Origin of the sequence: Kribbella sp. NPDC048915 (assembly GCF_040649595.1) — a bacterium.
Taxonomy (GTDB): Bacteria; Actinomycetota; Actinomycetes; order Propionibacteriales; family Kribbellaceae; genus Kribbella.
Window position 1 is genome coordinate 1 of the sequence record NZ_JBEZFT010000055.1, and the last position, 23,095, is coordinate 23,095.

Annotated in this window: 22 protein-coding genes; 12 read left to right on the forward strand and 10 right to left on the reverse strand. The window is 70.2% G+C overall.

Annotated features, from left to right (window positions below; translation table 11 throughout):
• Positions 1-779: 779 nt before the first annotated feature.
• A complete protein-coding gene (locus AB0B82_RS24315) occupies positions 780-1,352 on the reverse strand; it encodes a DNA polymerase ligase N-terminal domain-containing protein (protein ID WP_360172708.1) in 573 nt (190 codons plus the stop codon).
• Positions 1,353-1,464: 112 nt separating this feature from the next.
• Here AB0B82_RS24315 and AB0B82_RS24320 point away from each other — a divergent pair, with 112 nt between their 5' ends.
• Positions 1,465-1,641: a hypothetical protein gene (locus AB0B82_RS24320; protein WP_360172711.1), complete on the forward strand. Its 177-nt coding sequence runs from the start codon at positions 1,465-1,467 to the stop codon at positions 1,639-1,641.
• Between the two features lie 29 nt (positions 1,642-1,670).
• Here the strand turns inward: AB0B82_RS24320 and AB0B82_RS24325 are convergent, their stop codons facing one another.
• Positions 1,671-2,837, reverse strand: a complete 1,167-nt coding sequence (locus AB0B82_RS24325) for a serine hydrolase domain-containing protein (protein ID WP_360172714.1) — start codon at positions 2,835-2,837, stop codon at positions 1,671-1,673.
• On the opposite strand from AB0B82_RS24325, the gene AB0B82_RS24330 reads away from it, so the two are divergent.
• The 3 genes from AB0B82_RS24330 (at position 2,796) to AB0B82_RS24340 (ending at position 5,472) form a co-directional block, all read left to right on the forward strand.
• Complete coding sequence (locus AB0B82_RS24330) at positions 2,796-3,722, forward strand: LysR family transcriptional regulator (protein WP_360172717.1); 927 nt, start codon at positions 2,796-2,798, stop codon at positions 3,720-3,722. The two genes, AB0B82_RS24325 and AB0B82_RS24330, sit on opposite strands and share 42 nt — an antisense overlap.
• 101 nt (positions 3,723-3,823) lie before the next feature.
• Positions 3,824-4,570 carry an SDR family oxidoreductase gene (locus tag AB0B82_RS24335; protein WP_360172720.1) on the forward strand — a complete coding sequence of 249 codons (747 nt, stop codon included), beginning with the start codon at positions 3,824-3,826 and terminating at the stop codon, positions 4,568-4,570.
• Positions 4,567-5,472, forward strand: coding sequence for an SDR family oxidoreductase (locus tag AB0B82_RS24340; protein ID WP_360172723.1), 906 nt, complete (start codon positions 4,567-4,569; stop codon positions 5,470-5,472). The genes AB0B82_RS24335 and AB0B82_RS24340 overlap by 4 nt, the downstream gene beginning before the upstream one ends.
• 153 nt (positions 5,473-5,625) lie before the next feature.
• Here AB0B82_RS24340 and AB0B82_RS24345 read toward each other — a convergent pair whose 3' ends face one another.
• Positions 5,626-6,552 (reverse strand): TIGR03564 family F420-dependent LLM class oxidoreductase, encoded by a 927-nt coding sequence (locus AB0B82_RS24345; protein WP_360172726.1) that lies wholly within the window; start codon positions 6,550-6,552, stop codon positions 5,626-5,628.
• 89 nt (positions 6,553-6,641) lie between these two features.
• Between AB0B82_RS24345 and AB0B82_RS24350 the strand changes: the two genes are divergently transcribed.
• From AB0B82_RS24350 to AB0B82_RS24380, 7 genes are all read left to right on the forward strand, one after another.
• Entirely contained in the window at positions 6,642-7,493 is an 852-nt protein-coding gene (locus tag AB0B82_RS24350; RefSeq protein WP_360172729.1) for a LysR family transcriptional regulator, read from the forward strand.
• Positions 7,494-7,793: 300 nt separating this feature from the next.
• Positions 7,794-10,064 carry an MFS transporter gene (locus AB0B82_RS24355; protein ID WP_360172732.1) on the forward strand — a complete coding sequence of 757 codons (2,271 nt, stop codon included), beginning with the start codon at positions 7,794-7,796 and terminating at the stop codon, positions 10,062-10,064.
• Positions 10,065-10,146: 82 nt separating this feature from the next.
• Complete coding sequence (locus AB0B82_RS24360) at positions 10,147-11,430, forward strand: SWIM zinc finger family protein (RefSeq protein WP_360172735.1); 1,284 nt, start codon at positions 10,147-10,149, stop codon at positions 11,428-11,430.
• Positions 11,427-12,830, forward strand: a complete 1,404-nt coding sequence (locus tag AB0B82_RS24365; protein ID WP_360172738.1) for a DUF5691 domain-containing protein — start codon at positions 11,427-11,429, stop codon at positions 12,828-12,830. Before AB0B82_RS24360 ends, AB0B82_RS24365 begins: the two co-directional genes overlap by 4 nt.
• Entirely contained in the window at positions 12,827-13,906 is a 1,080-nt protein-coding gene (locus tag AB0B82_RS24370) for an AAA family ATPase (protein WP_360172741.1), read from the forward strand. Before AB0B82_RS24365 ends, AB0B82_RS24370 begins: the two co-directional genes overlap by 4 nt.
• Positions 13,903-16,071 (forward strand): DUF5682 family protein, encoded by a 2,169-nt coding sequence (locus tag AB0B82_RS24375; protein WP_360172744.1) that lies wholly within the window; start codon positions 13,903-13,905, stop codon positions 16,069-16,071. The genes AB0B82_RS24370 and AB0B82_RS24375 overlap by 4 nt, the downstream gene beginning before the upstream one ends.
• Positions 16,068-17,213 carry a VWA domain-containing protein gene (locus AB0B82_RS24380; RefSeq protein ID WP_360172747.1) on the forward strand — a complete coding sequence of 382 codons (1,146 nt, stop codon included), beginning with the start codon at positions 16,068-16,070 and terminating at the stop codon, positions 17,211-17,213. Before AB0B82_RS24375 ends, AB0B82_RS24380 begins: the two co-directional genes overlap by 4 nt.
• Positions 17,214-17,225: 12 nt before the next feature.
• Here AB0B82_RS24380 and AB0B82_RS24385 read toward each other — a convergent pair whose 3' ends face one another.
• Together AB0B82_RS24385 and AB0B82_RS24390 are read right to left on the reverse strand one after the other, a co-directional pair.
• Complete coding sequence (locus tag AB0B82_RS24385; protein ID WP_360172750.1) at positions 17,226-17,570, reverse strand: YciI family protein; 345 nt, start codon at positions 17,568-17,570, stop codon at positions 17,226-17,228.
• Complete coding sequence (locus AB0B82_RS24390) at positions 17,567-18,517, reverse strand: aldo/keto reductase (RefSeq protein ID WP_360172753.1); 951 nt, start codon at positions 18,515-18,517, stop codon at positions 17,567-17,569. Before AB0B82_RS24390 ends, AB0B82_RS24385 begins: the two co-directional genes overlap by 4 nt.
• Positions 18,518-18,600: 83 nt before the next feature.
• Between AB0B82_RS24390 and AB0B82_RS24395 the strand changes: the two genes are divergently transcribed.
• Entirely contained in the window at positions 18,601-19,170 is a 570-nt protein-coding gene (locus AB0B82_RS24395) for a TIGR03086 family metal-binding protein (RefSeq protein ID WP_360172756.1), read from the forward strand.
• Positions 19,171-19,210: 40 nt separating this feature from the next.
• Here AB0B82_RS24395 and AB0B82_RS24400 read toward each other — a convergent pair whose 3' ends face one another.
• From AB0B82_RS24400 to AB0B82_RS24420, 5 genes are all read right to left on the reverse strand, one after another.
• The gene (locus AB0B82_RS24400) at positions 19,211-20,368 is read right to left on the reverse strand and encodes a hypothetical protein (protein WP_360172817.1); all 1,158 of its coding nucleotides are present in this window, start codon (positions 20,366-20,368) and stop codon (positions 19,211-19,213) included.
• Complete coding sequence (locus AB0B82_RS24405; protein ID WP_360172759.1) at positions 20,352-21,404, reverse strand: glycosyltransferase family 2 protein; 1,053 nt, start codon at positions 21,402-21,404, stop codon at positions 20,352-20,354. Before AB0B82_RS24405 ends, AB0B82_RS24400 begins: the two co-directional genes overlap by 17 nt.
• 218 nt (positions 21,405-21,622) lie before the next feature.
• Positions 21,623-22,027 carry a hypothetical protein gene (locus tag AB0B82_RS24410; RefSeq protein WP_360172762.1) on the reverse strand — a complete coding sequence of 135 codons (405 nt, stop codon included), beginning with the start codon at positions 22,025-22,027 and terminating at the stop codon, positions 21,623-21,625.
• A 10-nt stretch (positions 22,028-22,037) separates the two neighbouring features.
• The gene (locus AB0B82_RS24415; RefSeq protein ID WP_360172765.1) at positions 22,038-22,259 is read right to left on the reverse strand and encodes a hypothetical protein; all 222 of its coding nucleotides are present in this window, start codon (positions 22,257-22,259) and stop codon (positions 22,038-22,040) included.
• Between the two features lie 67 nt (positions 22,260-22,326).
• A complete protein-coding gene (locus tag AB0B82_RS24420) occupies positions 22,327-23,028 on the reverse strand; it encodes a hypothetical protein (protein WP_360172768.1) in 702 nt (233 codons plus the stop codon).
• Positions 23,029-23,095: the final 67 nt, after the last annotated feature.

Sequence of the window (23,095 nt, forward strand, 5' to 3'; positions counted from 1 at the left end):
GGCGCGGTGGAGGGCTGGCCGGCCAGGGTGGAGAACAAGGCGTCGTCCGCCTGGGTGAGGCGCAGTTGCGGTTCGGAGAGGGAGCGAGTTCGGTGCGCTCATCGTCCAGCGCATCAGCGCGTCAGGCTGCTCTGGGTGCTGCGGTGCGACGTGGACGCCGCGGTGTGGGTAGAGCGGTGCGACGCGGACGCCGCGGTGTGAGTAGAGCGGTGCGACGCGGACGCCGCGATGTGTGTACAGACGCCGCGATGTGTGTACAGACGCCGCGGTGTGGGTAGAGCGGTGCGACGCGGACGCCGCGGTGTGGGTAGAGCGGTGCGACGTGGACGCCGCGGTGTGGGTACTGCGGTGCGACGTGGACGCCGCGGTGTGGGTACTGCGGTGCGACGTGGACGCCGCGGTGTGGGTACTGCGGTGCGACGTGGACGCCGCGATGTGTGTACAGACGCCGCGGTGTGGGTACTGCGGTGCGACGCGGACGCCGCGGTGTGAGTAGAGCGGTGCGACGCGGACGCCGCGGTGTGGGTACAGCGGTGCGACGCGGACGCCGGTGAAGTCCATCGGTGCGAGCTGGCTGGTGCGAGTTGAGTGCCGCGAGTTGAGTGGTGCGAGTTGAGTGGTGCGAGTTGAGTGGTGCGAGTTGAGTGGTGCGAGTTGAGTGGTGCGAGTTGAGTGGTGCGAGCGCGCCTGTGCACCCGGCCGGGCCGACGACTTACGCAGGGGCTCCCCGTCCCGCAATCAACCCCGCATGCCAGGCTCCACCGCAGATACCGCGGCGGCTAGGAGGCGGCCATCTCCTCGATCGTGAGGCCGCTGAGCACCGAGCGGGGCTCGGTGACGGTCAGGTCGAGGTCCGGGTCGGCGGCGCCGTCCTTGACCTTGACCAGCAGCCAGTCGGCGCCGGTGCGGGTGAACGCCCAGGCGCCGTTCAGCTTGACGCCGTGCAGTTGCACCTTCAAGTGCCCGCGCTCGATGGCCTCCGCCGGGTCGACCAGTTGCTGCCGGTCGTCGCGGGTCAGGTTCGTGTAGACACCGGCGTCCCAGACGATCACCGCCCCGCTGCCGTACTGCGCGTCGCGGTGCACCCCTTCGTACGACGCGTACTCCAGGTCGTGGTCGCTGGTGAACACCGCGAGCCGCTTCACCACCGGATCGAGCGACGGGCCACGCGGTACCGCCCAGGATTTCAGCACCCCGTCCACCTCGAGCCGGACGTCGTAGTGCAGCCGCCGGGCGTCGTGCAGCTGCACGACGAAGATCGGCTTGGACACCGCGGCTCCTTCACTCGTCGAGGGGTGGTGGTGCGGTCGCCGGCCGGTTCGCCGGGAGCGATCGGAGGCAATCGGGGTCAATTCGAATTACGGCTAACGGTCGGTCCGGTTGCGGTTGTAGTCTTGCGAATGGCTGAGCAACCAGCCCCACATACCACTCTCCATCATCCGCCCCTGTCCCGAAGCAGGTGCCATGCCCGTAGCCCCTTCACCGGCGCGGCCGATCGCCGTCCAGATCCTCATCGGCGGACGCTGGATCGCGGGCCAGGAGCTGGGCCGCCGGACCGGGACAGCCGGGACCGACGAGATCCTCGTCAGTCACCACGGCCATCTCGTCTGGGTCGACCAGCACCAGGTGCGCGCGTCCTGAAAGCTGAAATCCCTTACACCTAAGGGCTTTCAGCAAAGTGTTTTCGCAACCAGGTTCCCGATCTCGAGCGCGGACGCCGACCCCGACGGGTCGAACAGCGTCCTCGTCAGCGCGAACGTGACGCCTGAGCGCGTGTCCGCCCAGGCCGCGCTGCCGCCCATCCCCGGCCAGCCGATCGTTGCCGGGCTCTCCGCCGCGGTAGACCCCAACCGGCCGATCGCATAGCCGAGTGCCAACGTAGCCGGGTTGCCGAGCAGTTCATCCGGTGCGGTCAGCGCCGGTCCGGTGATGACCGGGACCGCCTCGGGCCGGACCAGTCGGACACCGTCGACCTCGCCAATGAGTCCGGCGTACAACTTCGCGATGCCGCGCGCGGTCAGGATGCCGCTCGACGCGTCCTCGATCGCGAGCTCCTCGGGCCGGTTGAGGAGGTCGGCCCGCGGCAGCATTGCCGGCGGCATCACTTTCTCGAACAGTTGTGCCAGCGACGCGAACGTTTCTTCGGCACCTGCGGGTTCCACCAGGCGCGCCAAGCGCGCGTGATGCTCGGCCGGCAGCGCGAAGAACACGTTTTCCGCGATCCCCAACGGGGTCACGATGTCGCGCAGGGCAGCAGAGATCGTCCGACCGGTCGCGCGCCGAACGATCTCCGCGACCAGCAGTCCGAAGGTCTCGGCGTGATAGGTCATCTTGGTCCCGGGCTCCCACCAGGGTTCCGCCGCGGCGAGCCGGGAGGCCTGCTCGGGTAGCGTTTTCCGGGTTGTTCCGGGTGGTAGCGCGGGCAGGCCGACGGTGTGGGTGAGCACGTGCCGGAGCGTTGCGCGCTCCTTGCCGTGCGCACCGAATTCGGGCCAGAGCTCGACGATCGGCAGGTCGTAGTCGAGCACGCCGCGATCGACCAGCACGTTGGCGACGGTCGCGGACGCCCCCTTGCCGGTGGATGCCGCGAAGAACAAAGTTTCCGGCGTGATTCCGGCACCGGCCACGGCGTCCACCACGAGCTCGCCGCGCCGGTACACCGCGACCTGCAGCCCGAGCTCGCTCTCGGCCAGTTCGTCGATCCGCCGCTGCACCTGGTCCTGAAGATCCATCAGGTTGTCCTTTCCCTCGCGGGTACGTCGGAATCCGGGGCGGGCTTTTGACACACTGCGCTGGTGGAACTGCGGCAGCTGGAGTATTTCGTGGCGGTGGCGCACGAGCGGAGCTTCACGCTGGCCGCCCGGCGGCTGCATGTCGTCCAGAGCGCGGTGAGTGCAGCGATTTCCGCGCTGGAGAAGGACCTCAAGGTCACGTTGTTCGAGCGCAACGCGCAGCGGGTGGTGCTGACCGAGGCCGGTACGGCGTTGCTCCCGGAAGCGCTCGCGGTGCTCGACGCCGTCCAGGGTGCTCGGGACGTCGTCGACGAGCTGGGTGCCGGGATGCGCGGACGCGTGCGCGTCGGGCTGTTGCCCGGGCTCGGACTGATCGATCTGCCGGCCGCGGCCGGCGAGTTCCGCCGGCGGCATCCGAATGTCGAGCTGGAACTGCGGGTCGAGCCGGAAGGATCGGCCGGGGTGGTCGTCGGGCTCCAGAACGGTGACATCGATGTCGGGTTCCTGGGCGTGGCGGAGGGCAGCGTGCCGCGCGACCTGACCGCGTGGGAACTGCTCCGAGTGTCGCAGGTGCTCGCCGTTCCGGTCGGCCACCGGCTGGCGCGACGGCGATCGGTGCGGGTCAGCGACCTCGCCGACGAGGCGTTCGTGGACTTCCCGCCCGGCTTCGGGACGCGGACGCTGATCGACCAGACCTTCGAGGCGGCCGGCATCGAGCGCCGGGTCGTCGTCGAGGCGCTCGGCATCGAGAACGGTGTGCAGTTCCTGTCGCACGGCGTCGGTCTCGGCATTTTCCCGAAGTACGCGGTGGCCGGGATCGACACGATCCGCGTGGTCCCGATCGAGGACGAGACCTTCCAGTGGTCGCTGTACATGGCGACGCTGAAGCGCCGGAAGCCGACCGCCGCGCTGCGGGCGCTCCTCGGCCTGGTCGGCAGCCATGTCCGCCAACCGCCGGGAACCGAACTCGGCAGTGACTTGGATCAATAGAATTGATCCTCCCATCGTTTTGATTCGTTGGATTTGATCCATCGTCCGGGCGCAGGATCGAGATGTCAGCAGGAACCGACATCGAGATCAGGAGCAGGACGATGACCGAGAACACCACCATCGAGCGGGTCGCCGTCGTGACCGGCGCCTCGAGCGGGATCGGCCGGGAGACCGCCGCCCGCCTCGGCCGCGACGGCTACGCCGTTGTGATCGGATACGCCGGCAGCCAGGCCGGCGCCGAGGAAGCCGTCAAAGCGGTCGAGCAAGCGGGCGGCCGCGCGATCGCCGTCCAGGCGGACGTCGCCGACGAGGCCGCCGTCGCCGCGCTGTTCGACCGCGCCGAGGCCGAGTTCGGCGGTGTGGACGTGGTCGTGAACGCGGCCGGCATCATGCCGCTCGCGCCGCTGGCCGACCTCGACCTCGAGGTCTTCGACCAGGTCGTGCGCACCAACCTGCGGGGCACCTTCGTGGTCGACCAGCAGGCCGTCCGCCGGGTCCGCGACGGCGGAGCAATCGTGAACATCTCCAGTTCGCTGACGCTGCTCGCGCGGCCGGCGTACTCGGCGTACGCCGCGACCAAGGGCGGCGTCGAGGCGATGACGCTGATCTTGGCCCGCGAGCTGCGCGGCCGGAACGTGACCGTCAACGCAGTCGCCCCCGGCCCGACCGCCACGCCGCTGTTCCTGAACGGAAAGCCGCAGGAACTCATCGACCGGATTGCCGCCGAGTCACCACTCGAGCGCCTGGGTGCGCCCGGCGACATCGCGGAAGTCATCGCCTTCCTGGCCGGGCCGGCTCGCTGGATCAACGGCCAGGTCATCTACGCCAACGGAGGTTCGGCAGCATGAACAAGACAAGCGTGAACAAGACAGTCCTGATCAGCGGCGCGTCCAGCGGGTTCGGGGCGCTCACAGCCCGGGCGCTGACCGACGCCGGCCACACCGTGTACGCCGGGATACGCGACCTCGCGGGCCGCAACGCGACCGCCGCCGCGGACGCCAAGCAGTACGCCGCGGCACACAACGTCAGCCTGCTACCGGTCGACCTGGACGTCAGCTCGGACGAGTCGGCGCTGCAGGCGGTCCGGACGATCGTCGGCGAGCAGGGACGGCTCGACGTCGTGGTTCACAACGCCGGCCACATGGTCACCGGGCCGGCAGAGGCGTTCACGCCGGAGCAGCTGCTCTCGCTGTACGACACCAACGTCGTCGGCGCCCAACGACTGAACCGCGCCGCGCTGCCCGTGCTGCGCGAACAGCAGGACGGGCTGGTGGTCTGGGTCGGTAGTTCGAGTACCCGCGGCGGTACGCCGCCGTACCTCGCGCCGTACTTCGCCGCGAAGGCCGGGATGGACGCGCTGGCGCAGAGCTACGCGCTCGAGCTGGCGCGGTTCGGGATCGAGACGACGATTATCGTGCCGGGCGCGTTCACCCACGGCACCAACCACTCCGTGCACAGCGGTACGCCGGCCGACACCGACGTGGTCGCGGCGTACGAGACGAAGTACGCCGGGCTGATGGACCAGGTGAGTCAGCGGCTCGCCGGGCTCGAGCCGGAGTCGGCGGATGTCGGCGAGGTCGCGCGGCTGATCACCGAGGTGGTCGGGACTGAGAAGGGCCGACGGCCGTTCCGGGTCAGCTACGACCCGTCCGACGACGGAGCCGTGGTGGTGAACGCGGTGGCCGATCGGGTCCGCGCGGAGTTCCTCCGACGGGTCGGGCTCGACGACCTGCTGCACCCGGTGCCGTGATCGATCTGCACGCGCATTTCCTGCTCCCGGCGTACGTGACTGCTGCCGAGCGAGCAGGCCATCTCCGGCCGGACGGGGCACCCCGCTGGCCCGGCGCATCGCGAGTTTCTCCGGTGCCGCGATGCCGAGGCTGACCTCGGCGGACGGCAGTGGTTACTGCTGCACCGACCGCCTCATATCGGCTGCGTAGTCGTAGGCGAAGCGGATCGTCCGCGCCCGCTCCTCGGCGGTGCCGACCGGGATGACGAGGAATTCGGTCGTCCCGGCATCCTTGAAGCGCTTCAAGTCCTGGATCACCGCCTCCTCGTCGCCGAGTACCGCGGTCTCCTCGACGCCGGCCTTGCCGCCCCGGTCGAGGACGGCCCGATAGGCCGGCATCTGAGCGGCGACGCCGAACGTGTCGCTGATCCATTGCCGGGTTGCGTCCGGGTCGTCGGTCAGCGCGACACAGACACCCGCGACCACCTCGGGCTCCGGCCGGCCCGCTGCGGCCGCCGCGCGGTCGATGGTGGGGCGGACGAAGTCCTCGATCAGTTCCGGTCCCATCCAGTTGGCCGCGGTACCGGACGTCAGTTCGCCGGCGATCTTCAGCATCCGCGGACCGAGCGCGGCCAGGACGAGGTCCGGGGCCGTGGCGCCGGGGACCTGGATCTGCCCGCGGGCGGTCAACCGTTCGCCCGTGTAGTCGGAGGCCTCGCCGGTCAGCAGCGGCGCCAGCGCCTCGACGTACTCGCGCATGTACGCAGCCGGCCGCTCCATGGACTGGCCCATGGCGCCTTCCACGACGTGCGGATGGCTTGCGCCGAGGCCGAGCGTCAACCGATTGCCGGTGACAGCCTGCACGCTGAGCGCCTGGGCCGCGAGTGCGAGCGGGTGCCGCGGGTAGACAGGCACGACGCCGACGGCGTGCGCGATTGTCGAGGTATATCCCGCGATGCCGGTGATCAGGGTCAGTGCGTCCCAACCGTTGCGTTGGCTGAACCAGAGCCGGTCGATCCCGGCGGCTTCGGCGGCCTTCGCCTCGGCGCCGATGTCCTCGACGGTCCGGCCGTCGTCCTCGATCCACAGTCCGATCTTCATGTCCACCAGTCAACGAGCCCGGAGGGTGCCGACCAAGACGCAGTTACGCTGTGCAGCGATAACGAATCGTGATCGCCGGAGGGTGTCCGATGGAGCTACGGCAGCTGCGGTACTTCGTCACCGTCGCCGAGGAACTGCATTTCGGAAAGGCTGCCGCGCGGCTGAACATCGTGCAGCCGGCCGTCAGCCAGCAAGTCGCCCGGCTGGAACGTGAGCTCGGTCTGCAGCTCCTCGATCGGTCGTCGCGGCACGTCCGGCTGACCGGCGACGGCGAGCGGATGCTGCGGGAGGCGCGGGCCGTCCTGTCCGCGGCGGACCACGCCGAGCAGGTCGCCGCGGAGCTCTCGTCGGGGCGGTGCGGCGTACTGCGGATCGGTACGGCGCCGGGCCTTCGGGACCGCCTGGAGCGCGGCCTGACCACGTTGCGGGCCGACGCGCCGAACCTGGACGTCCAGCTCAGTTCCCGGACGACGACGGAGTACCTGACCGCCTTGCGCTCGGGGGAGCTCGACGTCGCGTTCGTGCGCGGCGAAGTCGCGGCCGCCGATCTGCGGGTGATCGAACTCTGGCGCGATCCGCTGTCCGTCGTGGTGCCTTCGGCGTACCGCAGCGACGACGGCGTCAAGCTGATCGACCTCGCGGACCTGCCGCTGCGGCTGCCGCCGAATCCGTGGCTGCGGGAGGTCGTGATCGCGGCCTGCCGGGACGCCGGGTTCGAGCCGATCTTGGGCCGGCCGATGGACGACCTGGAGGCCACGGTGGTGGAAATCTCGACCGGCACGCCGGCCTGGACCGTTATCTACGGGGCCGGCTGCGGAACCGGCGACGGCGCGGTGTGGGTGGGCCGGTTCGCGCCGCCGCTCACTGCGCCGGGTCACCTGGTGGTCGGCCCGGGCGCGGACACGCACTGCGTCGACGCTCTGGCGCAGGCCTTCGCATAGACGGCCTCCGGCGGGCCCTGACAGCTCCGCCGGAGGCCGGCTGTTGATTCCTCAACAAGCATCGGATCGTACGACGGAAAGCGAGTTCCGAGGAGGGCTCGTCTCATAATTGGTCGCGAGAATTCTCACTCGAACTTTCGACGGCTCCCGGTGATAGGTGGCTGACAGCGCGGGATTAAAGTTGGTAGTTGCAACCAAATAGCAGGCTGGGTGAGGCCCAGATGTCAGCCGTTTCCGCCCCGGGACAGTGCCCGTCACTGCCCCGGTCCTTCGTGACCCCGCCGTACGAAACGGAACCCGATGTCTGCCACCCAGACCTCGCCGGCCGCACCCGCGGCCGGCCCCACCCCGCAGCGCTACCGCTCCCGGTACGCCGACGGCGACCCGCGATCCCCGGGCACCGCGTCGTCGTCCGCGTCGCCGCCATCGGGCCCGGCTGCACCTGCCGGTGACCCGGAGCTGTCGCACCGCGAGATCCTGGAGATCCTCGCCGGGCTGCTCGCGGCGCTGTTCACCGCGGTGCTCAGCTCGACGATCGTCAGCAACGCGCTGCCGACCATCATCGCGGACCTCGAAGGCACCCAGACGCAGTACACCTGGGTCGTCACCGCCAGCCTGCTCGCGATGACCGTGACCACGCCGGTGTGGGGCAAGCTGTCCGACCTGATGAGCAAGAAGCTGCTCGTCCAGCTCGCGATCGTCCTGTTCGTGGCCGGCTCGATGCTGGCCGGCGCCGCGCACAACGTGCCGTTCCTGATCGGGGCGCGGGTCGTGCAGGGGCTCGCGATGGGCGGGCTGATGGCACTCGCGCAGGCGATCATCGGCGCGGCGATCCCACCCCGGTCGCGCGGCCGGTACTCCGGGTACATGGGCGCGGTGATGGCGCTCGCCACCGTCAGCGGTCCGTTGGTCGGCGGGGTCATCGTCGACACCTCGTGGCTGGGCTGGCGCTGGTGCTTCTACGTGTGCGTGCCGCTCGCCGTCATCTCGCTGTTCGTGCTGCAGCGGTACCTGCGGCTGCCGGTACTGAAGCGGCAGGTGCAGATCGACTACCTCGGCGCGATCCTGATCGCGGGCGCGGCGAGCCTGCCGCTGATCTGGGTGTCGTTCGCGGGCGAGCACTTCCCGTGGTGGTCGTGGCAGACCGCGGCGTACCTGGGCGGTACGGCGGTGCTCGCGATCTTGGCCGTTGTCGTCGAGGTCCGTACCAGCGAGCCGCTCGTTCCGATCCGGGTGGTCCGCGAGCGGACGACAGCGCTGGCGATCGTCGCGAGTGTGGCGGTCGGGATGGGCATGTTCGGGAGCGCGGTGTTCCTCGGGCAGTACTTCCAGGTCGCCCGCGGGTACAGCGCGACCGAGGCCGGGCTGCTGACGATCCCGATGATGTTCGGGTCCTTCCTCGGGTCGGTGGGGTCGGGGCAGCTGATCACCCGGTTCGGCAAGTGGAAGCGGTACCTGGTGATCGGGGCGATCTTCCTCACCGCGGGCCTCGGGCTGCTCGGGACGATCGACCACACGTCGCCGTACTGGTACGTCGGCCTCGGAATGCTTGCCATGGGCATCGGTATGGGGATGACGATGCAGAACCTGGTGCTCGCGGTGCAGAACACCGTCGACGTCCGTGAGGTCGGTGCGGCGAGCGCGTCGGTGACGTTCTTCCGCAGCCTCGGTGGTGCTGTCGGGGTGTCCGTCCTCGGTGCGATTCTGGCGACTCGAGTGACCAGCCTCATCACCGAGCACCTGCGTGACCTCGGCGCGGGCGCCGCGGTCGGCAGCTCCGGGAGTCTGCTCGACGTGAACTCGCTGCCCGCGCCGGTGCAGGAGATCGTGCGGCATGCGTACGGCGACGCCACCGGGCTGATCTTCGTGATCGGCGCGGCGGCCGCTGCGGTGAGTCTGATCGCGGTGCTGTTCATTCGGGAGGTGCCGCTGCGGCAGACGGTCGGCATGACGGGCTCGTCGGATGCTGGTGTGGAGGGCGCAGCTGCCGCGGAGGGGTCGGCGGCTGTGGTTCCCGACGATCCGGCCGGGCGGGCTGCGGTGGTGGCGCTCGATGTGATCACGTCGGCGGAGCGTACGGCGCGGGAACGCGAACGCGAGGCCGGCGAGCGCGTCCAGGCGGCCGCGAACACCATCCGCCAGATGCGCACCGATGTCGCGGACCTGTTCACCCGCGTCGACCAGCAGATCGCGGCTCTCGAAAGCACCCTGCCTGACGCCGGCCTCCCCGAACCGGCCGCGGCGATCCTCGACGCCGAACGACCTGCCGAACTCGTCGACGAACTCCGCCGCTACGAACTCAGCGTCCTCAGCGCCAGCCAACGCACCGCCGACCACCTCCGCGAAACGGCCCGCGCGGACGCCGACCAGCTTCGGGAGAATGCCCGCGCCGAAGCAGACCACCTGCTGGCGGCCGCCCGCGCCGAGGAGTCCGAGGTCCGGACCCGCATCGCCGAACTCGAAGCCGTGGAACAACGCCTGCTCGGCGCCATCCGTACCACCCTCGCCGACCCCCGCGCCACGCACACGCCCACCCCGCACGACGGCCCGATGGCGTCCGGCAACGGTTGATCCCGCCGGGTCCCGGCGTGTCGGTGGCGGGTGGCATGCTTCGGGGTACGGCGTTCGAGGGAGTGGTGTGGGGTTGTGGGACGTGGACCAGGTGGTGGGGCTGGCGCCTGATGCTGCGTCCGTCAAGGCGGGCCAGGGTCTGGCCCGCAACGAGAAATGGGCGGACGCCGGTTCCAGCGAGCGGGCCGTGTGGGGGTCCTGCCAGGGCAGCGGCAAGCAGCCGTACCAAACCGGCGTCGATCTGGGCGGTCCGGCGTACAAATGCTCCTGCCCGTCCCGCAAGTTCCCGTGCAAGCACGCGCTCGGCCTGATGCTCCTGTGGGCGAACGGCGAGATACAGCACGCGGACGAGCCGGACTGGGTGCGGACTTGGGTCGACCAGCGCGCGGAGCGATCTGAGCGCCCTGAGCGGAAGCCGGGGGAGGTGGCCGACCCGATCGCCGCCCAGCAGCGCGCCGCTCGCCGCGCCGACCGCGTCTCGGCGGGGCTCGCGGAACTGGCGGGCTGGCTGGACGACCAGGTCCGCCAAGGCCTCGGCGGATTCGATCAGCGGGCGTACGCCGAGCTGAGCCGGCTCGCCGCACGCATGGTCGACGCGCAGGCACCGGGCGTCGCCGGAGCGGTACGACGAGCAGCGGCCGTCGTCGGACGTGGTCACGGCTGGCCGGGTGAACTGCTCGAAGAGCTCGCACTGATCCACCTGATCGTCGCCGCCCACGGTCGGCTCGACGAGCTGCCGCCGTCGCTGGCCGACACCGTGCTGTCGCGGATCGGCTGGTCGACCGAGACCGCTCGGGTGCTGGCCGAAGGCGAGCAGGTCGAGGACGACTGGCTGATGCTCGGCCGCGTGGTCGAGCCGGACGAACGCCTCACGGTCCGCCGCGTGTGGTTGCGTGGGGCAACGACTGGCCGGATCGGCCTGATCCTGACGTTCGCGGCAGCCGGCCGACCGCTCGATCCGCTGCCTGCCCGTCCAGGTGAGTACGTCCCCGGCGCACTCTCGTACTACCCCGGCGCACTACCGCTGCGCGCACTGCTCACCCAATCCGATCCGCGCACACCGGCACCACGCCCCACAGGTCACACGGTCCGCCAGGCGCTCGCGTCGTACGTCGAATCGCTCGCCGCGGACCCGTGGAACGAGCGCTGGCCCCTCGTGCTGCAGGATGTGCGCCCAGCACGACACGGCGAAGGATGGGCGCTGGTGGACGAAGCGGGCGACGGGCTGGAGTTGGTGCCGGGCTGGGATCCGCTGAAGCTGCTCGCGGTCTCGGCAGGCGACCCGATCACGGTGGCCGGCGAGTGGAACCGCGCCGGACTGCGTCCGATGACCTGTTGGCACCACGACCGGGCGGTGATCCTGTGAAGGGCTGGGACGGGCTGGTCAGCTCGGCGCTGCTGGGGACCGATCGTCGTCCGCCGCACTTCGAGGAGTTGCCGGAGCACATCCGGGAGCGGCTCGGCGGCGGCGGTCTGCTCGACGCGGCCGCGCTGGCGACCGTGTACAAGCGTGCCGGCCGCACCCCGCTCCGCAATCTCGAACCACTGTCGCAGGCGCCCGGTGCAGACCGGCCGTTGCCGCGTCCGGGTGCCGTCCGGCGCCTGGCCGCGATGCTCGGCGGATTCCAGACCGCCGCGCTCGGCGAATGGTTGCGGACGGCGGACGCGCACGGCTGGGGCGTACCGCCCGAGCACCTGCCGGCGCTGGCCGACTTCGCGCGTCATCGTGCCGAGTACCGACCGCTGGTGATCGCCGCCGCCGGACGCCGCGCCCGCTGGCTCGCGGACCTCAACTCCGAATGGCGGTACCTGCACGCAGCGGTTGCTGAGAGCAACGACCCGCAGCTGTGGACGCACGGCAACGCGATCCAACGCCGGACCTGGTTGCGCGCGCTCCGCTCGCACGACCCCGCAGCCGCACGTGAAGCGCTTCAAGACGTCTGGCCGACCGAATCTGCCACGAACCGCGCCGACCTCCTCGGTCTCTTCGCGGACAATCTCGAACTCGCCGACGAGGAGTTCCTGGAGTCCGCGCTCGACGATCGCTCCCGCGAGGTACGGCGTACCGCCGCGCGGCTGCTCGCGCGACTGCCGGGATCGCAGTACGGCGTCCGCATGACCGAGCGACTGCAGGCGCACCTGATGCCCACGCAGGGAGTGCTCGCGGTCGATCTCCCGCGCCGCCTGACACAGGCGATGGAACGCGACGGACTCGATCCGCAGAATCCGGAAGGCATCGGCAAGCGCGCCTGGTGGTTCCAGCAGATCGTTGCCAACACGCCTCTGGACGCGATGGAGCTCGCCTGGATCCACCTGGCCGTCGAAGGCTGCGGGCCGGAGGTGTTGCAGGCAGGCTGGGCCGAGGCCGCGATCCGCGAAGGCGACGGCGAGTGGGCCCGCGAGCTCCTGCTGGCCAACGCAGACACCGGCAGCCGCGGCCCGGCCGAGCTGCTGCGCCTGTTGCCGCCGGACGAGTGGACGGCCGCAGTCGACATCTTGCGGAGGTCCGTCGACGTGACCGAGCTCGTCGGCGGCTTGCCGGTTCCGTGGCCGGCGCCGCTCGGTCGGATGATCCTGGACCAGCTGGCGAAGGTCGGCGCCAACCGCGCCTGGGCCCGGCTCGCCAGTATTGCGGCCCGCGCCGTGCCGCCCGACGTACTCGACCATCCGATCACCCGCGAACCCATCGGCGAGGAAGACACCTGGCGCCGCCGCCTCGTCGAGACCCTGACCTTCCGCCGTGAAATGTACGAGGAGCTGACATGACCGAGGTACTGCGCCCGCACGCGGAAGTCGAGTACGCCGACGAACTCGAGGCGCTGCGATCGACCGACGACCGGCCGCGACCGCCTGCGTGGCAGCTGTCACCGGCTGCCGTCGTGACGTACCTGCTCGGCGGCCAGGCCGGATCGACGGAGATCTCGCCCAAGTACGTCGGTCCGCGCCGGCTGGTCGAGGTCGCAGTCGCCACCCTCGCGACGGACCGCGCGCTGCTGCTGCTCGGCGTACCGGGAACGGCGAAGACCTGGGTCAGTGAGCACCTCGCCGCGGCCATCAGCGGTGACTCGACGCTGCTCGTCCAGGGGACGGCGGGCACCGCGGAGGAAGCGATTCGCTACGGCTGGAACTACGCGCAATTGATTGCCCAGGGCCCCAGTGAGGCGGCGCTGGTACCGAGTCCGGTGCAGCGGGCGATGACCGAGGCCAAGATCGCCCGGGTCGAGGAGCTCACCCGGATGCCGTCCGACGTGCAGGACGCGCTGATCACGATCCTGTCCGAGAAGGCGCTGCCGATCGCCGAGCTGGCCACCGAAGTCCAGGCCCGTAAGGGATTCAACGTCATTGCCACGGCCAACGATCGCGACAAGGGCGTGAACGAACTGTCCAGCGCGCTCCGGCGACGGTTCAACACCGTCGTGCTGCCGCTGCCCGAATCCGCCGAGGACGAGGTGGAGATCGTGGCACGCCGGGTCGCGCAGCTCGGATCGGCGCTCGAGTTGCCGCAGCCGGACGCGGCGCTGGACGAGATCCGCCGCGTGGTGACGGTCTTTCGCGAGCTGCGCTCGGGCCGGACCGAGGACGGCCGGACCGCGGTGAAGTCGCCCTCCGGCACACTGTCCACCGCGGAGGCGATCAGTGTCGTCACCGGCGGCCTCGCTCTCGCCGCACACTTCGGGGACGGTGTCCTGCGGCCGACGGACGTGGCCGGCGGCATCCTCGGTGCGGTCGTCAAGGACCCGTCCGCGGATCGCGTGGTGTGGTCGGAGTACCTCGAGACGGTGGTCCGGGAGCGCGACGACTGGGCACCGTTCTACCGCGCCTGCCGAGAGATCTCCGGATGACCGTTCACCTGTTCGGCATCCGGCACCACGGGCCGGGTTCGGCGCGTGCGCTGGCGACCGCGCTGGCCGAACTGCAGCCCGATGTCGTTGTGATCGAGGGCCCGCCCGAGGCCGACAAGATCGTCCACCTCGCGGCCTCGGAGGAGATGGACCCGCCGGTCGCGCTGCTCGCCTACGCGGTGGACGACTCCACACGGGCAGCGTTCTGGCCGTTCGCGGTGTTCAGCCCGGAGTGGCAGGCGATTCGTTACGGCCTGGCGGCCGGGGTGCCGGTGCGGTTCTGCGATCTGCCGGCCGCGCAGCAGTTCGCCTCGTCGGGCGGACGGTCGATCGCGATGGATCCGCTGGCGACACTCGCCGAGGCGGGCGGGTACGACGACCCGGAGCGCTGGTGGGACGACGTGATCGAATCGCGGCGCGGAGGTGCCGAGCCGTTCACGGTGATCGCCGACGCGATGCGGGAGCTGCGCCGCGGCGAGCAGACGACCGGTCGGGAGGCGCAGCGCGAGGCCTACATGCGCACTGTGCTGCGCAAGACGATCCGCGACGGGTTCGAGCGGATCGCTGTGGTCTGCGGTGCGTGGCATGTACCGGCGCTCGAGCTACCGTTGCCTCCGGCAACACATGACCAGCGGATCCTGAAGGGCTTGCCGAAGCGCAAGATCGCCTGTACCTGGGTGCCGTGGACGCACGGCCGGCTCGCGGCGACGAGTGGGTACGGCGCCGGCATCACGTCGCCCGGGTGGTATCACCACCTCTTCACCGCACCTGACCAGATCACGACCCGCTGGCTGTCGAAGGTCGCTCAGGTGCTGCGCAACGAGGACCTGCCGGTGTCCAGCGCGCATGTCATTGAAGCGGTTCGGCTCGCGGACACGTTGGCCGCGCTGCGTGAGCGTCCGCTGGCCGGGCTGAGCGAGGTCACCGAGGCTACGCGGGCAGTACTCTGCGGCGGGAACGACGTACTGCTTGATCTGGTCACGCGGGAAGCCGTCGTCGGTGAGCTGCTCGGGTCGGTGCCCGGCGAGACGCCGCAGGCACCGGTGGCGGCGGATCTGGCCGCACAGGCCCGTCGGTTGCGGCTGCGGCGGGACGCCGCCGAGCGCGTGATCGAGCTCGACCTCCGCAAGCCGAACGACCTGGAGAAGTCCAGACTCCTGCACCGGTTGCGGATCCTCGGTGTGGACTGGGGGGTGCCGGCCGCGGACGAGCGGCGTGCGCAAGGAACCTTCCGGGAGATGTGGCGACTGGCGTGGGATCCCGGCCTGGAAGTGGAGCTCGTGGCCGCGGGCGCGCACGGTACGACGGTGCTCGGCGCCGCGACGTCGGTGATGCTGAAGGACGCGGACTCGCCGACTCTCGCCGATGTCACGGCGGCGCTGGAGAAATCACTTCTCGCCGATCTCCCTGAAGCGCTTCAACCGCTGCTGCAGGGGATCGACACCCGAGCGGCGGCCGACGCCGATGTGGGGCATCTGATGGCTGCGTTGCCCGCGTTGGCGCGCGCCTCGCGGTACGGCGACGTCCGAGGAACCGATACGGCCGGGTTGGCAGCGGTCGCGGGGCGGATGGTGTCGCGCGTGTGTGCAGGTCTCGCGCGGACCGTGCACGGCCTCGACCCGGAAGCGGCGGCCGCCGTCCAGGAGCTGATCGACGGCGTGCAGGACGCGACCGTGCTGCTGGCCGAGGACGTGCGCTCGGAGTGGCTGAACACGCTTCAGGGATTGAGCGATCGGGTCGCGGTGCCGCCGCTGATTCGCGGGCGGTTGACGCGTTTGATGCTGGACACGTCACGGTTGCCGGATCACGAGGTGGCGCTGCGCTTGGGGCGGGCGCTGTCGCCGGGCACACCGACCGCGGACGCCGCCGGGTACGTCGAGGGATTCCTGGCGGGCGGCGGGTTGTTGCTGGTGCACGACGAGCGGTTGCTCGCGATGGTGGACAGCTGGCTGGCGGGGATCCCGGACGACGCGTTCGTGGAGGTCTTGCCGTTGCTGCGGCGTACCTTCGGCACGTTCGCGGCGCCGGAGCGACGCTCGATCGGCGCGCGAGCCCGGGTGCTCAGCGATCCCACGGCGGCGGTCGTTGCCGACGACGACGATCTCGACGCGGAGCTGGCGGCGACCGCGCTGCCGGTGGTCGCGCAACTGCTGGGGGGCTCATGAACGACGAACGACTGCGCCGGTGGCGCCTGGTGCTGGGCGCGGAGGCCGAGGAGGAGACCGGTACGACGCTGGCCGGCGCGGATCGTTCGGTGGACGCGGCGCTGGCTGCGCTGTACGACGCCGGTGAAGGTGAGGCGGGCACACAACGATCGGCCGGGTTGGGTTCGTCGGCGCCTCGGGTCGCGCGCTGGTTGGGCGACATCCGGCAGTACTTCCCGAGCACCGTGGTTCAGGTGATGCAGCGGGACGCGGTCGAGCGGCTCGGGATCACGCGGATGCTGATGGAGCCCGAGCTGCTCGGTGCGGTCGAGCCGGATGTTCATCTCGTGTCGACGCTGCTCGCGCTCAACGAGGTGATGCCCGAGGAGACCAAGCAGACCGCGCGCGAGGTCGTTGCGCGGGTGGTGGCCGAGCTCGAGGCACGGCTGGCCGAGCGGACGCGGGCGGCGGTGACGGGCGCGCTCGACCGCGCGGGCCGGACGGCGCGGCCGCGGCACTCGGACATCGACTGGGACCGGACGATCCGGGCCAACCTCAAGCATTTCTCGCCCACGCTCGGGACGATCGTCCCGGACCGGCTGGTCGGGTACGCGCGGCGCAACCACAGCGTCCAGCGCGACATCGTGCTGGCGATCGACCAGTCGGGATCGATGGCGGAGTCCGTGGTGTACGCGTCGCTGTTCGGCGCCGTCCTCGGGTCGATCCGGACGCTGCGGACCTCGCTGGTGGTCTTCGACACCGCGGTGGTGGACCTGACCGACCAGCTGGACGATCCGGTCGACGTACTGTTCGGGACGCAGCTGGGCGGCGGAACGGACATCAACCGTGCGCTGGCGCACTGCGAACAGCTCGTCACGAAGCCGGCCGAGACGGTGCTCGTCCTGATCTCCGACCTCTACGAGGGTGGGGTGCGGGAGGAGCTGCTGCGGCGGGCGCGGTCGCTGGTGGAGTCCGGCGTACAAGTGATCGCCCTGCTCGCACTGGCCGACTCAGGCACCCCGTCGTACGACGCGGAGAACGCGGCCGCGCTCGCGGACCTCGGCGTACCGACCTTCGCCTGCACCCCGGACAAGTTCCCCGACCTGATGGCGGCCGCGATCCGCCACGACGACGTAGCCACCTGGGCCGCCACCAACCTTTGAGAACGGTCGGTTTCAGCCGGCGATTTCCAGGATGTCGATGGGGGTGTGCGGGTCGGCCTCGGCGAACCGGAGGGCCCACTGGACGGCTTCTTCCTTGCTGTCCACGCGAATGATCGACACGCCCGCGACCAGCTCCTTCGTCTCGGCGAACGGGCCGTCCACAACGCGCGGCTGCCCCGGCGCCGGGAACGTGATCCGCGCCCCGCTCGAGCTCGGCATCAGCCCCTCGCCGAGCTCGAGCACACCGGCCTGACGCATCTCCTCGAGCACGGCGTCGGCCCGCTCGAGCATCGCCGGATCCGGCGGGTTGCCGGCCTCCAGGTTGTCGTTGGTCTTGTGCAGCAGCATGTACCTCATAGCGCAGACCTTAGCTCCGCCCACAGCGCCGCAGGCACTTCGTAGTCGTGCCACGCCGCCACCTGCGAGATCTCCCGCGGACTGCGGGCACCGACCAGCACGGCGCGTACGGCGGGATGCGTCAGCGGGAGCTGTACGGCGGCCGCGAGCAGCGGTACGTCGTACGCGCGGCAGAGCCGGCGCAGTACGTCGATGCGCTCGAGGACCTGCTGCGGAACGCGTTCGTAGCCGTGCGGTGCGCCGTCCGCGGTGTCGGCGAGGACACCGCCCTGGAACACGCCAGCGGCGATCACCGCGACGCCGAGCTTCTCGCACAACGGGAGCAGATCGTCGGCGCCGGACCGGTCGAGAAGCGTGTATCGACCCGCGAGCAGCACGACGTCCGGGCCGCCGTCGGTCTCGCGGAGGAATCGCGCGGCGACGTCGGCGTGGTTCACCCCGAGCGAGATCGCCCGGATCGTTCCGCGCCCGCGGAGCTCGGCCAGCGCCCGGAAGGTCTCGGTCGATGCGTTCGGGAAGTCCAGCTCGGGATCGTGGATGTGCAGCACGTCGATCCGGTCGATCCCCATCCGCTCCAGACTCGCTTCGAACGAGCGGATCGTGGCGGCATACGAGTAATCCAGCCGGGGCCCCACACCCCGCGGCGGGTCCGCCCAGATCGGTTGCAGATCCCGACCACCCGGCTCGATCAGGCGGCCGACCTTGGTGCACAGGACGAACTCGTCCCGTGGCCGGCCGCGGAGCGCGATACCGGCGCGCTGTTCGGACCGGCCGTACCCGTACACCGGCGCGGTGTCGAACAGGCGCACGCCCAGCTCCCACGCGCGGTCGATCGTCGCCACCGCCTGCTGCTGCGGAACGGCCGCGAACATCCCGCCGATCGAGGCCAGGCCCAGCCCCAGCTCGCTGACCTGCAACCCCGTCCGCCCCAACTCCACCGTCCGCATGTCTCAGACCGTAGAGGGCCCCACCGACAGCCCACGCCGCCCGCGACCTTCCGTGGGGCGTGCGGAGGCGGCACGATGCGGGGATGGGTGAGATTGCGGAGCGCTACCGGCGGCGGGCCGACGCCTTCGAACGGAAGGTCGCGGCCGTGCAGCCGGACCAGTGGGAGAACCAGTCACCGTGCGAGCGCTGGACGGCGCGGGACGTGGTCGATCACGTCGTCACGATGCACGCGGCGATGCTCTCGCCGGTCGCGCGGAAGCTGGAGCCGGCAGCCGATCCGCTGACCGCGTTCCAGGAGGCGCGGGCCGCGATCGAGGACGTCCTCGACGACCCCGTCGCCGCGCTCACCGAGGCCGACACCCCGGCCGGCACCTTGACCACCGAGCAGCACATCGACCAAGTGGTCTCCGACGACCTGGTGATCCACGGCTGGGACCTGGCCCGCGCGACCGGCCAGGACGAGACCATCGACCCGGTCGAGGTCGAGCGCCTGTGGACCGCCGCGGTCGCGGTCCCGCCCGAGCTGATGGCGAAGTTCCGCACCCCCGGAGCCTTCGGCGAAGGCATCGAGGTCTACGGCCCCGAGGTCCCCGTCCCACCCGAAGCCACGCTCCAGGACCGCCTCCTCGGCTACCTGGGGCGCCGGCCCTGAGCGACCGGGCCAACCGTCGACTGTGTGTGTGGGGGGCGCGTCAGACGTTGAGCAGGTGGGCGAGGGTGCTGGGCGCGTAGTAGGTGGTGGGGTCGGGGCACGTCGGCGCCGTGGCCAGTTGGGCCGGCGTGCTCATCAGGACGGCGTGACCCTTGGCGATCGCCGGCTCCAAGTACTCGTGGCCGGGCAGGTTCGCGACGGCCGTGCGGCAGCCGAGGGCCATGCCTTCGAAGAGGGCGGTGGTCGAGACACCGACCTGGTACGTCGCGGTCGCGAGCAGGTCGAGCGTGCTGCCGCCGGTCGAAAGCTGCACGCCGGCCGGCAGGCGGTAGTCAGCGGCCCGCTCGCTCGGGTGCGGTCGGTACTGGATCTCCAGCTCCGGGTACTCCGCGGCGACCGTCCCCGCGACCTGCAGCAGCTCGGCGCCGATCGTCCCCTGCGAGAGGAACACCACCTGCCGCGGATCCTTCGGCGCCGGCGCGGGCAGGTACGGCGCCCCCATCACCTCGGTCCGCATCCCGGCCGGCAGCTCCGCGACATCGGTCCAGTACGACCCGAAGCACCACAGCTCGTCCGGCTGGTCCGCGACCACCGGCCGCCCCGGATAGCTGTACCCGAGGTGGAACGGACTGATCGCCCCGTGCTGCAGCTCGACGACCCGGATCCCGAGGTCACGAGCAGCGCCGACGATGTGCTGATGGAAGTAGGCGACGACCAGGTACACCGTCGACACCCGGTGCTTGCGCAGCAGCGTGCGGTACAGCGCCCGGAGCCGCCGGTGCTTCGGGATCTCCCGCGCCAGCAGCGCGCCGATCGGAACCCGGACACCGGTCAGTTTCTCGAGCGCCGCCGCGATCCCGCGGTCGTCGACAGAACCCCGATGCAGCGCCCCGGCGGCGGACGTGAAGAAGTCGAGGTTCTTGCTGCCCGGCAGCGGCGTGCCGTTGATGCCCGAGTCCAGTACCAGCGCCCGCTCCCCGAGTGCGGCCCGGAGTTCGTCGGTGTAGATCTCGACACCGTTCGGTTTCCGCGGGTGCGGGACGACGAGGGCGTCGTACCGCCGGGGGAACGGGTTGCGCGTCACGACGCCAGCGACGTGTTTCCCGACCAGGGCGGCCTTGTCGTACGGCGTCCGCCGGACCGGATGGGGTGCGCCGTGGATGCCGGAGCGCCGGGTCAGCTCATGGAAGACGCGCATCCGGATGATCGGCCAGGGGTGTGTCCCCCGGGTCTGCCAGGTCAGCAGGTCGAGGTCGTTCTCCACCGTCCAGATCGCCCGGCACAGCTCCGCCACCGTCGGCCGAACCGTGCCGTTCCCGGTACTCGTCATGGTTGATCCCCACTATGCCCGCCAGACTGCCGACGCCCGAGAAGAACCGGCGGACTGCCTTCAGCAGGTGCGTCTTCCGGCCGAGCAGCAGCCCGGCGAGGGCGAACCCGATCGCCGAGACCACCCGGGCGGAAGCATAGGCCAGCACCAGGACGTAACTGACCGCGCCCGGGCGGATCAGCAGCCGGCTGATCGTGTCACCGCTGCCGGAGCGGAACGCCCGGCGGACCAGCCAGCTCAGCGTGGTGCGAGTGACCGGCACCTCCTCGCGGATGCAGGCTTCCTCGCACCAGACGATCCGGAACCCGGCGCGGTGTACGCGCAGGAAGAAGTGCAGGTCACTGGACCCGGTGTACCGGAACGCGGGATGGAATCCGGGGGTCACCGCGTGGTAGACGCGGCGGCTGACCAGGGTGTTGTTCGTGTACGCCTTGCGGAGCTCCTCGCCGGTGGTGTGCCGGCCGGTGGAGTCGTGGACGTCGCTGTAGTGGTTCCACGGCGGGGCACCCGGCGGCAGATCACCCTTCACCGGGCCGGTGACCACGTCGGCGCCCGTCGACTCCCACGCCTCGAGCAGCGTCCGCAGCCAGCCCGGCGGCGCGACCTCGTCGTCGTCCACGAAAATCAAGGCGTCGTCGTCCCAACACAGCTCGACGGAGCGCTCCCGGGCGAACGGAATGCCCGGCTCGGGTTCCACCACGGACTCGATCGGGTACGGCGTCCCCTCGCCGAACTCGTTCAGCACCTGCTTCGCGGACCCCTCCGCGTCGTTGTCCACCACGACGATCCGGACCGCGTAGTTCCCGTTCGGCGGCAGCTCCTGCGCCTGGAGACTGTTCAGCAAGCCCCGTAACAGAGCAGGTCGCCGGAAGGTGATCACCGCGATGGCGACACTCGTGCTCATGGCGCCCGAGACTATCGGTCCCACCCAACCCCCGCCCATCGATCGCGTGTGAAATGCCTCCCTGTAACGCCCCGCCGCACTGAACTGCGCTCCTCTCACGCCCGGTATCGAGCGGATCCGGGCGGTTCCGGCGCACGGCTCGAACAGGCGATGTGGGTGGTTCCCACAGTCATGATGATCTCAAGGCCCCGAGCGGTTGCATTCGGCCTGGAATTTCCTCAGACCCGGCCGGTCCGTTCAGGCGCCGGTCGGCGGTAAGGACGGAGCAGGGCGGACCAAGGGATTGTGGGAATGATGACAACGATGAAAGCACAGTTCACGATGACGTCCTGAGTCGCGGGGTCGAGTGTTCCGGTCACGGCGCGCGGAAGCGCGACCAGTCCCAGCCACAGAACCTTCCACAGGACCTCCAGCACCAGCACGGGCAAGAGCTGGATCGGGTAGCGCAGACCGAGGAGCGCCAGCAGCGACATCGCGGTCAGGAGACACAGCGTGACGCTCTCGTACAGCGGCAGCGTGTGCGCTCTCGGTAACAGCGGCCACTTGACGGTCGCGAGGCCGAGGCCCATAAAGAGGTAGCCGAAGCGGAGCAGATTCAGGCGGAACGGATTCAGACGCAGCATGGCGCGCCTCCTAGTCGAGCGGCTGGACGGAGATCAGCGGAAGCCCGAGGTCCCGGATCCGGGCGAGCAGGCCGTGCAGATCGGCCTGGTCGGCGACGGAGCCCCGGAGCGTGGTGGTGTCGTCGGGCTCGGTGGTGAGCGTGAAGCCGGCGAACCAGTCGGACCAGCGCGGATCGAGCCGGCCGGCGACCCGCAGTTCGTACGTCGTCATCGCGACCGCCGGATGATCCACTCGGCGAGCGCCGCGTTCAAGCGCGGGATCCAGCCAGCCGATCGCACGAGCGTCCCGGCGTACGCGCTCATGACGTCGCCGTTGTCGCGACCGTCGCCTGCTGCCGCGCCGACGTTGTGCTGCGCCACAGCGAGTAACCGAGGGCGATCAGGGCGATGGCGTTCGGGAACGCGAGCAGACGGTAGAACGCGTCCGGCATCACAGCCAGCGCGGCTGACACGAGCCCACCGACGGCCAGCAGCACCGTCGCCCACCGGGCCAGCACGCCCGCGCGGAACAGCGCGATACCGAACAGCAGTCCGCCGGCCAGGTACGCGAATCCCTGAATCCGCAGTACGGTCCCCAGTGCGCCGATGTCGCCGGCCGCGGTACCGCCGGACGCCGCCTCGAGGACGTCGCGCACATAGTTCGGGTCGGTGTCCACGATCGCCGGCAGGACGTACCCGGTCACGAACGTGGTGCAGAGGATCGACAAGTAGCCGAACGCGAACACGACGTACCCGATCAGGCCGAGCAACCCGTTACGCCGCGCCTGGCTCACGTACATGCCGGTGATCCCGACCAGCGCCAGCGACGCCATGACGAGCTTGAGGGTGTTCCGGACGGCGACCTCAGTGGTGACGATCGTGTTCACATCGAGATGCGGATGCCCCAGTTGCACGCCGACGAAGATCACCCCGGCAGCGACAGCGGAAGCGCCGGCCGCCCGGGTCAGTGTGCTCGCGGTGCTGCTGGTGGGTGCGGTGCTGGTGGATGCGGTGGTGTTCATGGTCCGGCTCCTCGCTGGCCTGGTTCTGCGGATACCCGGAACGTAGGTCGCCATGTAGTGACCCGAC

Bases quoted from the DNA above. Each gene is read 5' to 3' on its own strand.
- AB0B82_RS24355 (WP_360172732.1), top strand. From the start codon at position 7,794: ATGTCTGCCACCCAGACCTCGCCGGCCGCACCCGCGGCCGGCCCCACC.
- AB0B82_RS24400 (WP_360172817.1), bottom strand. From the start codon at position 20,368: ATGCGCGTCTTCCATGAGCTGACCCGGCGCTCCGGCATCCACGGCGCA.
- AB0B82_RS24390 (WP_360172753.1), bottom strand. From the start codon at position 18,517: ATGCGGACGGTGGAGTTGGGGCGGACGGGGTTGCAGGTCAGCGAGCTG.
- AB0B82_RS24320 (WP_360172711.1), top strand. From the start codon at position 1,465: ATGCCCGTAGCCCCTTCACCGGCGCGGCCGATCGCCGTCCAGATCCTC.
- AB0B82_RS24395 (WP_360172756.1), top strand. From the start codon at position 18,601: ATGGGTGAGATTGCGGAGCGCTACCGGCGGCGGGCCGACGCCTTCGAA.
- AB0B82_RS24340 (WP_360172723.1), top strand. From the start codon at position 4,567: ATGAACAAGACAAGCGTGAACAAGACAGTCCTGATCAGCGGCGCGTCC.
- AB0B82_RS24345 (WP_360172726.1), bottom strand. From the start codon at position 6,552: ATGAAGATCGGACTGTGGATCGAGGACGACGGCCGGACCGTCGAGGAC.
- AB0B82_RS24370 (WP_360172741.1), top strand. From the start codon at position 12,827: ATGACCGAGGTACTGCGCCCGCACGCGGAAGTCGAGTACGCCGACGAA.
- AB0B82_RS24410 (WP_360172762.1), bottom strand. From the start codon at position 22,027: ATGCTGCGTCTGAATCCGTTCCGCCTGAATCTGCTCCGCTTCGGCTAC.
- AB0B82_RS24380 (WP_360172747.1), top strand. From the start codon at position 16,068: ATGAACGACGAACGACTGCGCCGGTGGCGCCTGGTGCTGGGCGCGGAG.
- AB0B82_RS24350 (WP_360172729.1), top strand. From the start codon at position 6,642: ATGGAGCTACGGCAGCTGCGGTACTTCGTCACCGTCGCCGAGGAACTG.
- AB0B82_RS24385 (WP_360172750.1), bottom strand. From the start codon at position 17,570: ATGAGGTACATGCTGCTGCACAAGACCAACGACAACCTGGAGGCCGGC.
- AB0B82_RS24375 (WP_360172744.1), top strand. From the start codon at position 13,903: ATGACCGTTCACCTGTTCGGCATCCGGCACCACGGGCCGGGTTCGGCG.
- AB0B82_RS24335 (WP_360172720.1), top strand. From the start codon at position 3,824: ATGACCGAGAACACCACCATCGAGCGGGTCGCCGTCGTGACCGGCGCC.
- AB0B82_RS24405 (WP_360172759.1), bottom strand. From the start codon at position 21,404: ATGAGCACGAGTGTCGCCATCGCGGTGATCACCTTCCGGCGACCTGCT.
- AB0B82_RS24420 (WP_360172768.1), bottom strand. From the start codon at position 23,028: ATGAACACCACCGCATCCACCAGCACCGCACCCACCAGCAGCACCGCG.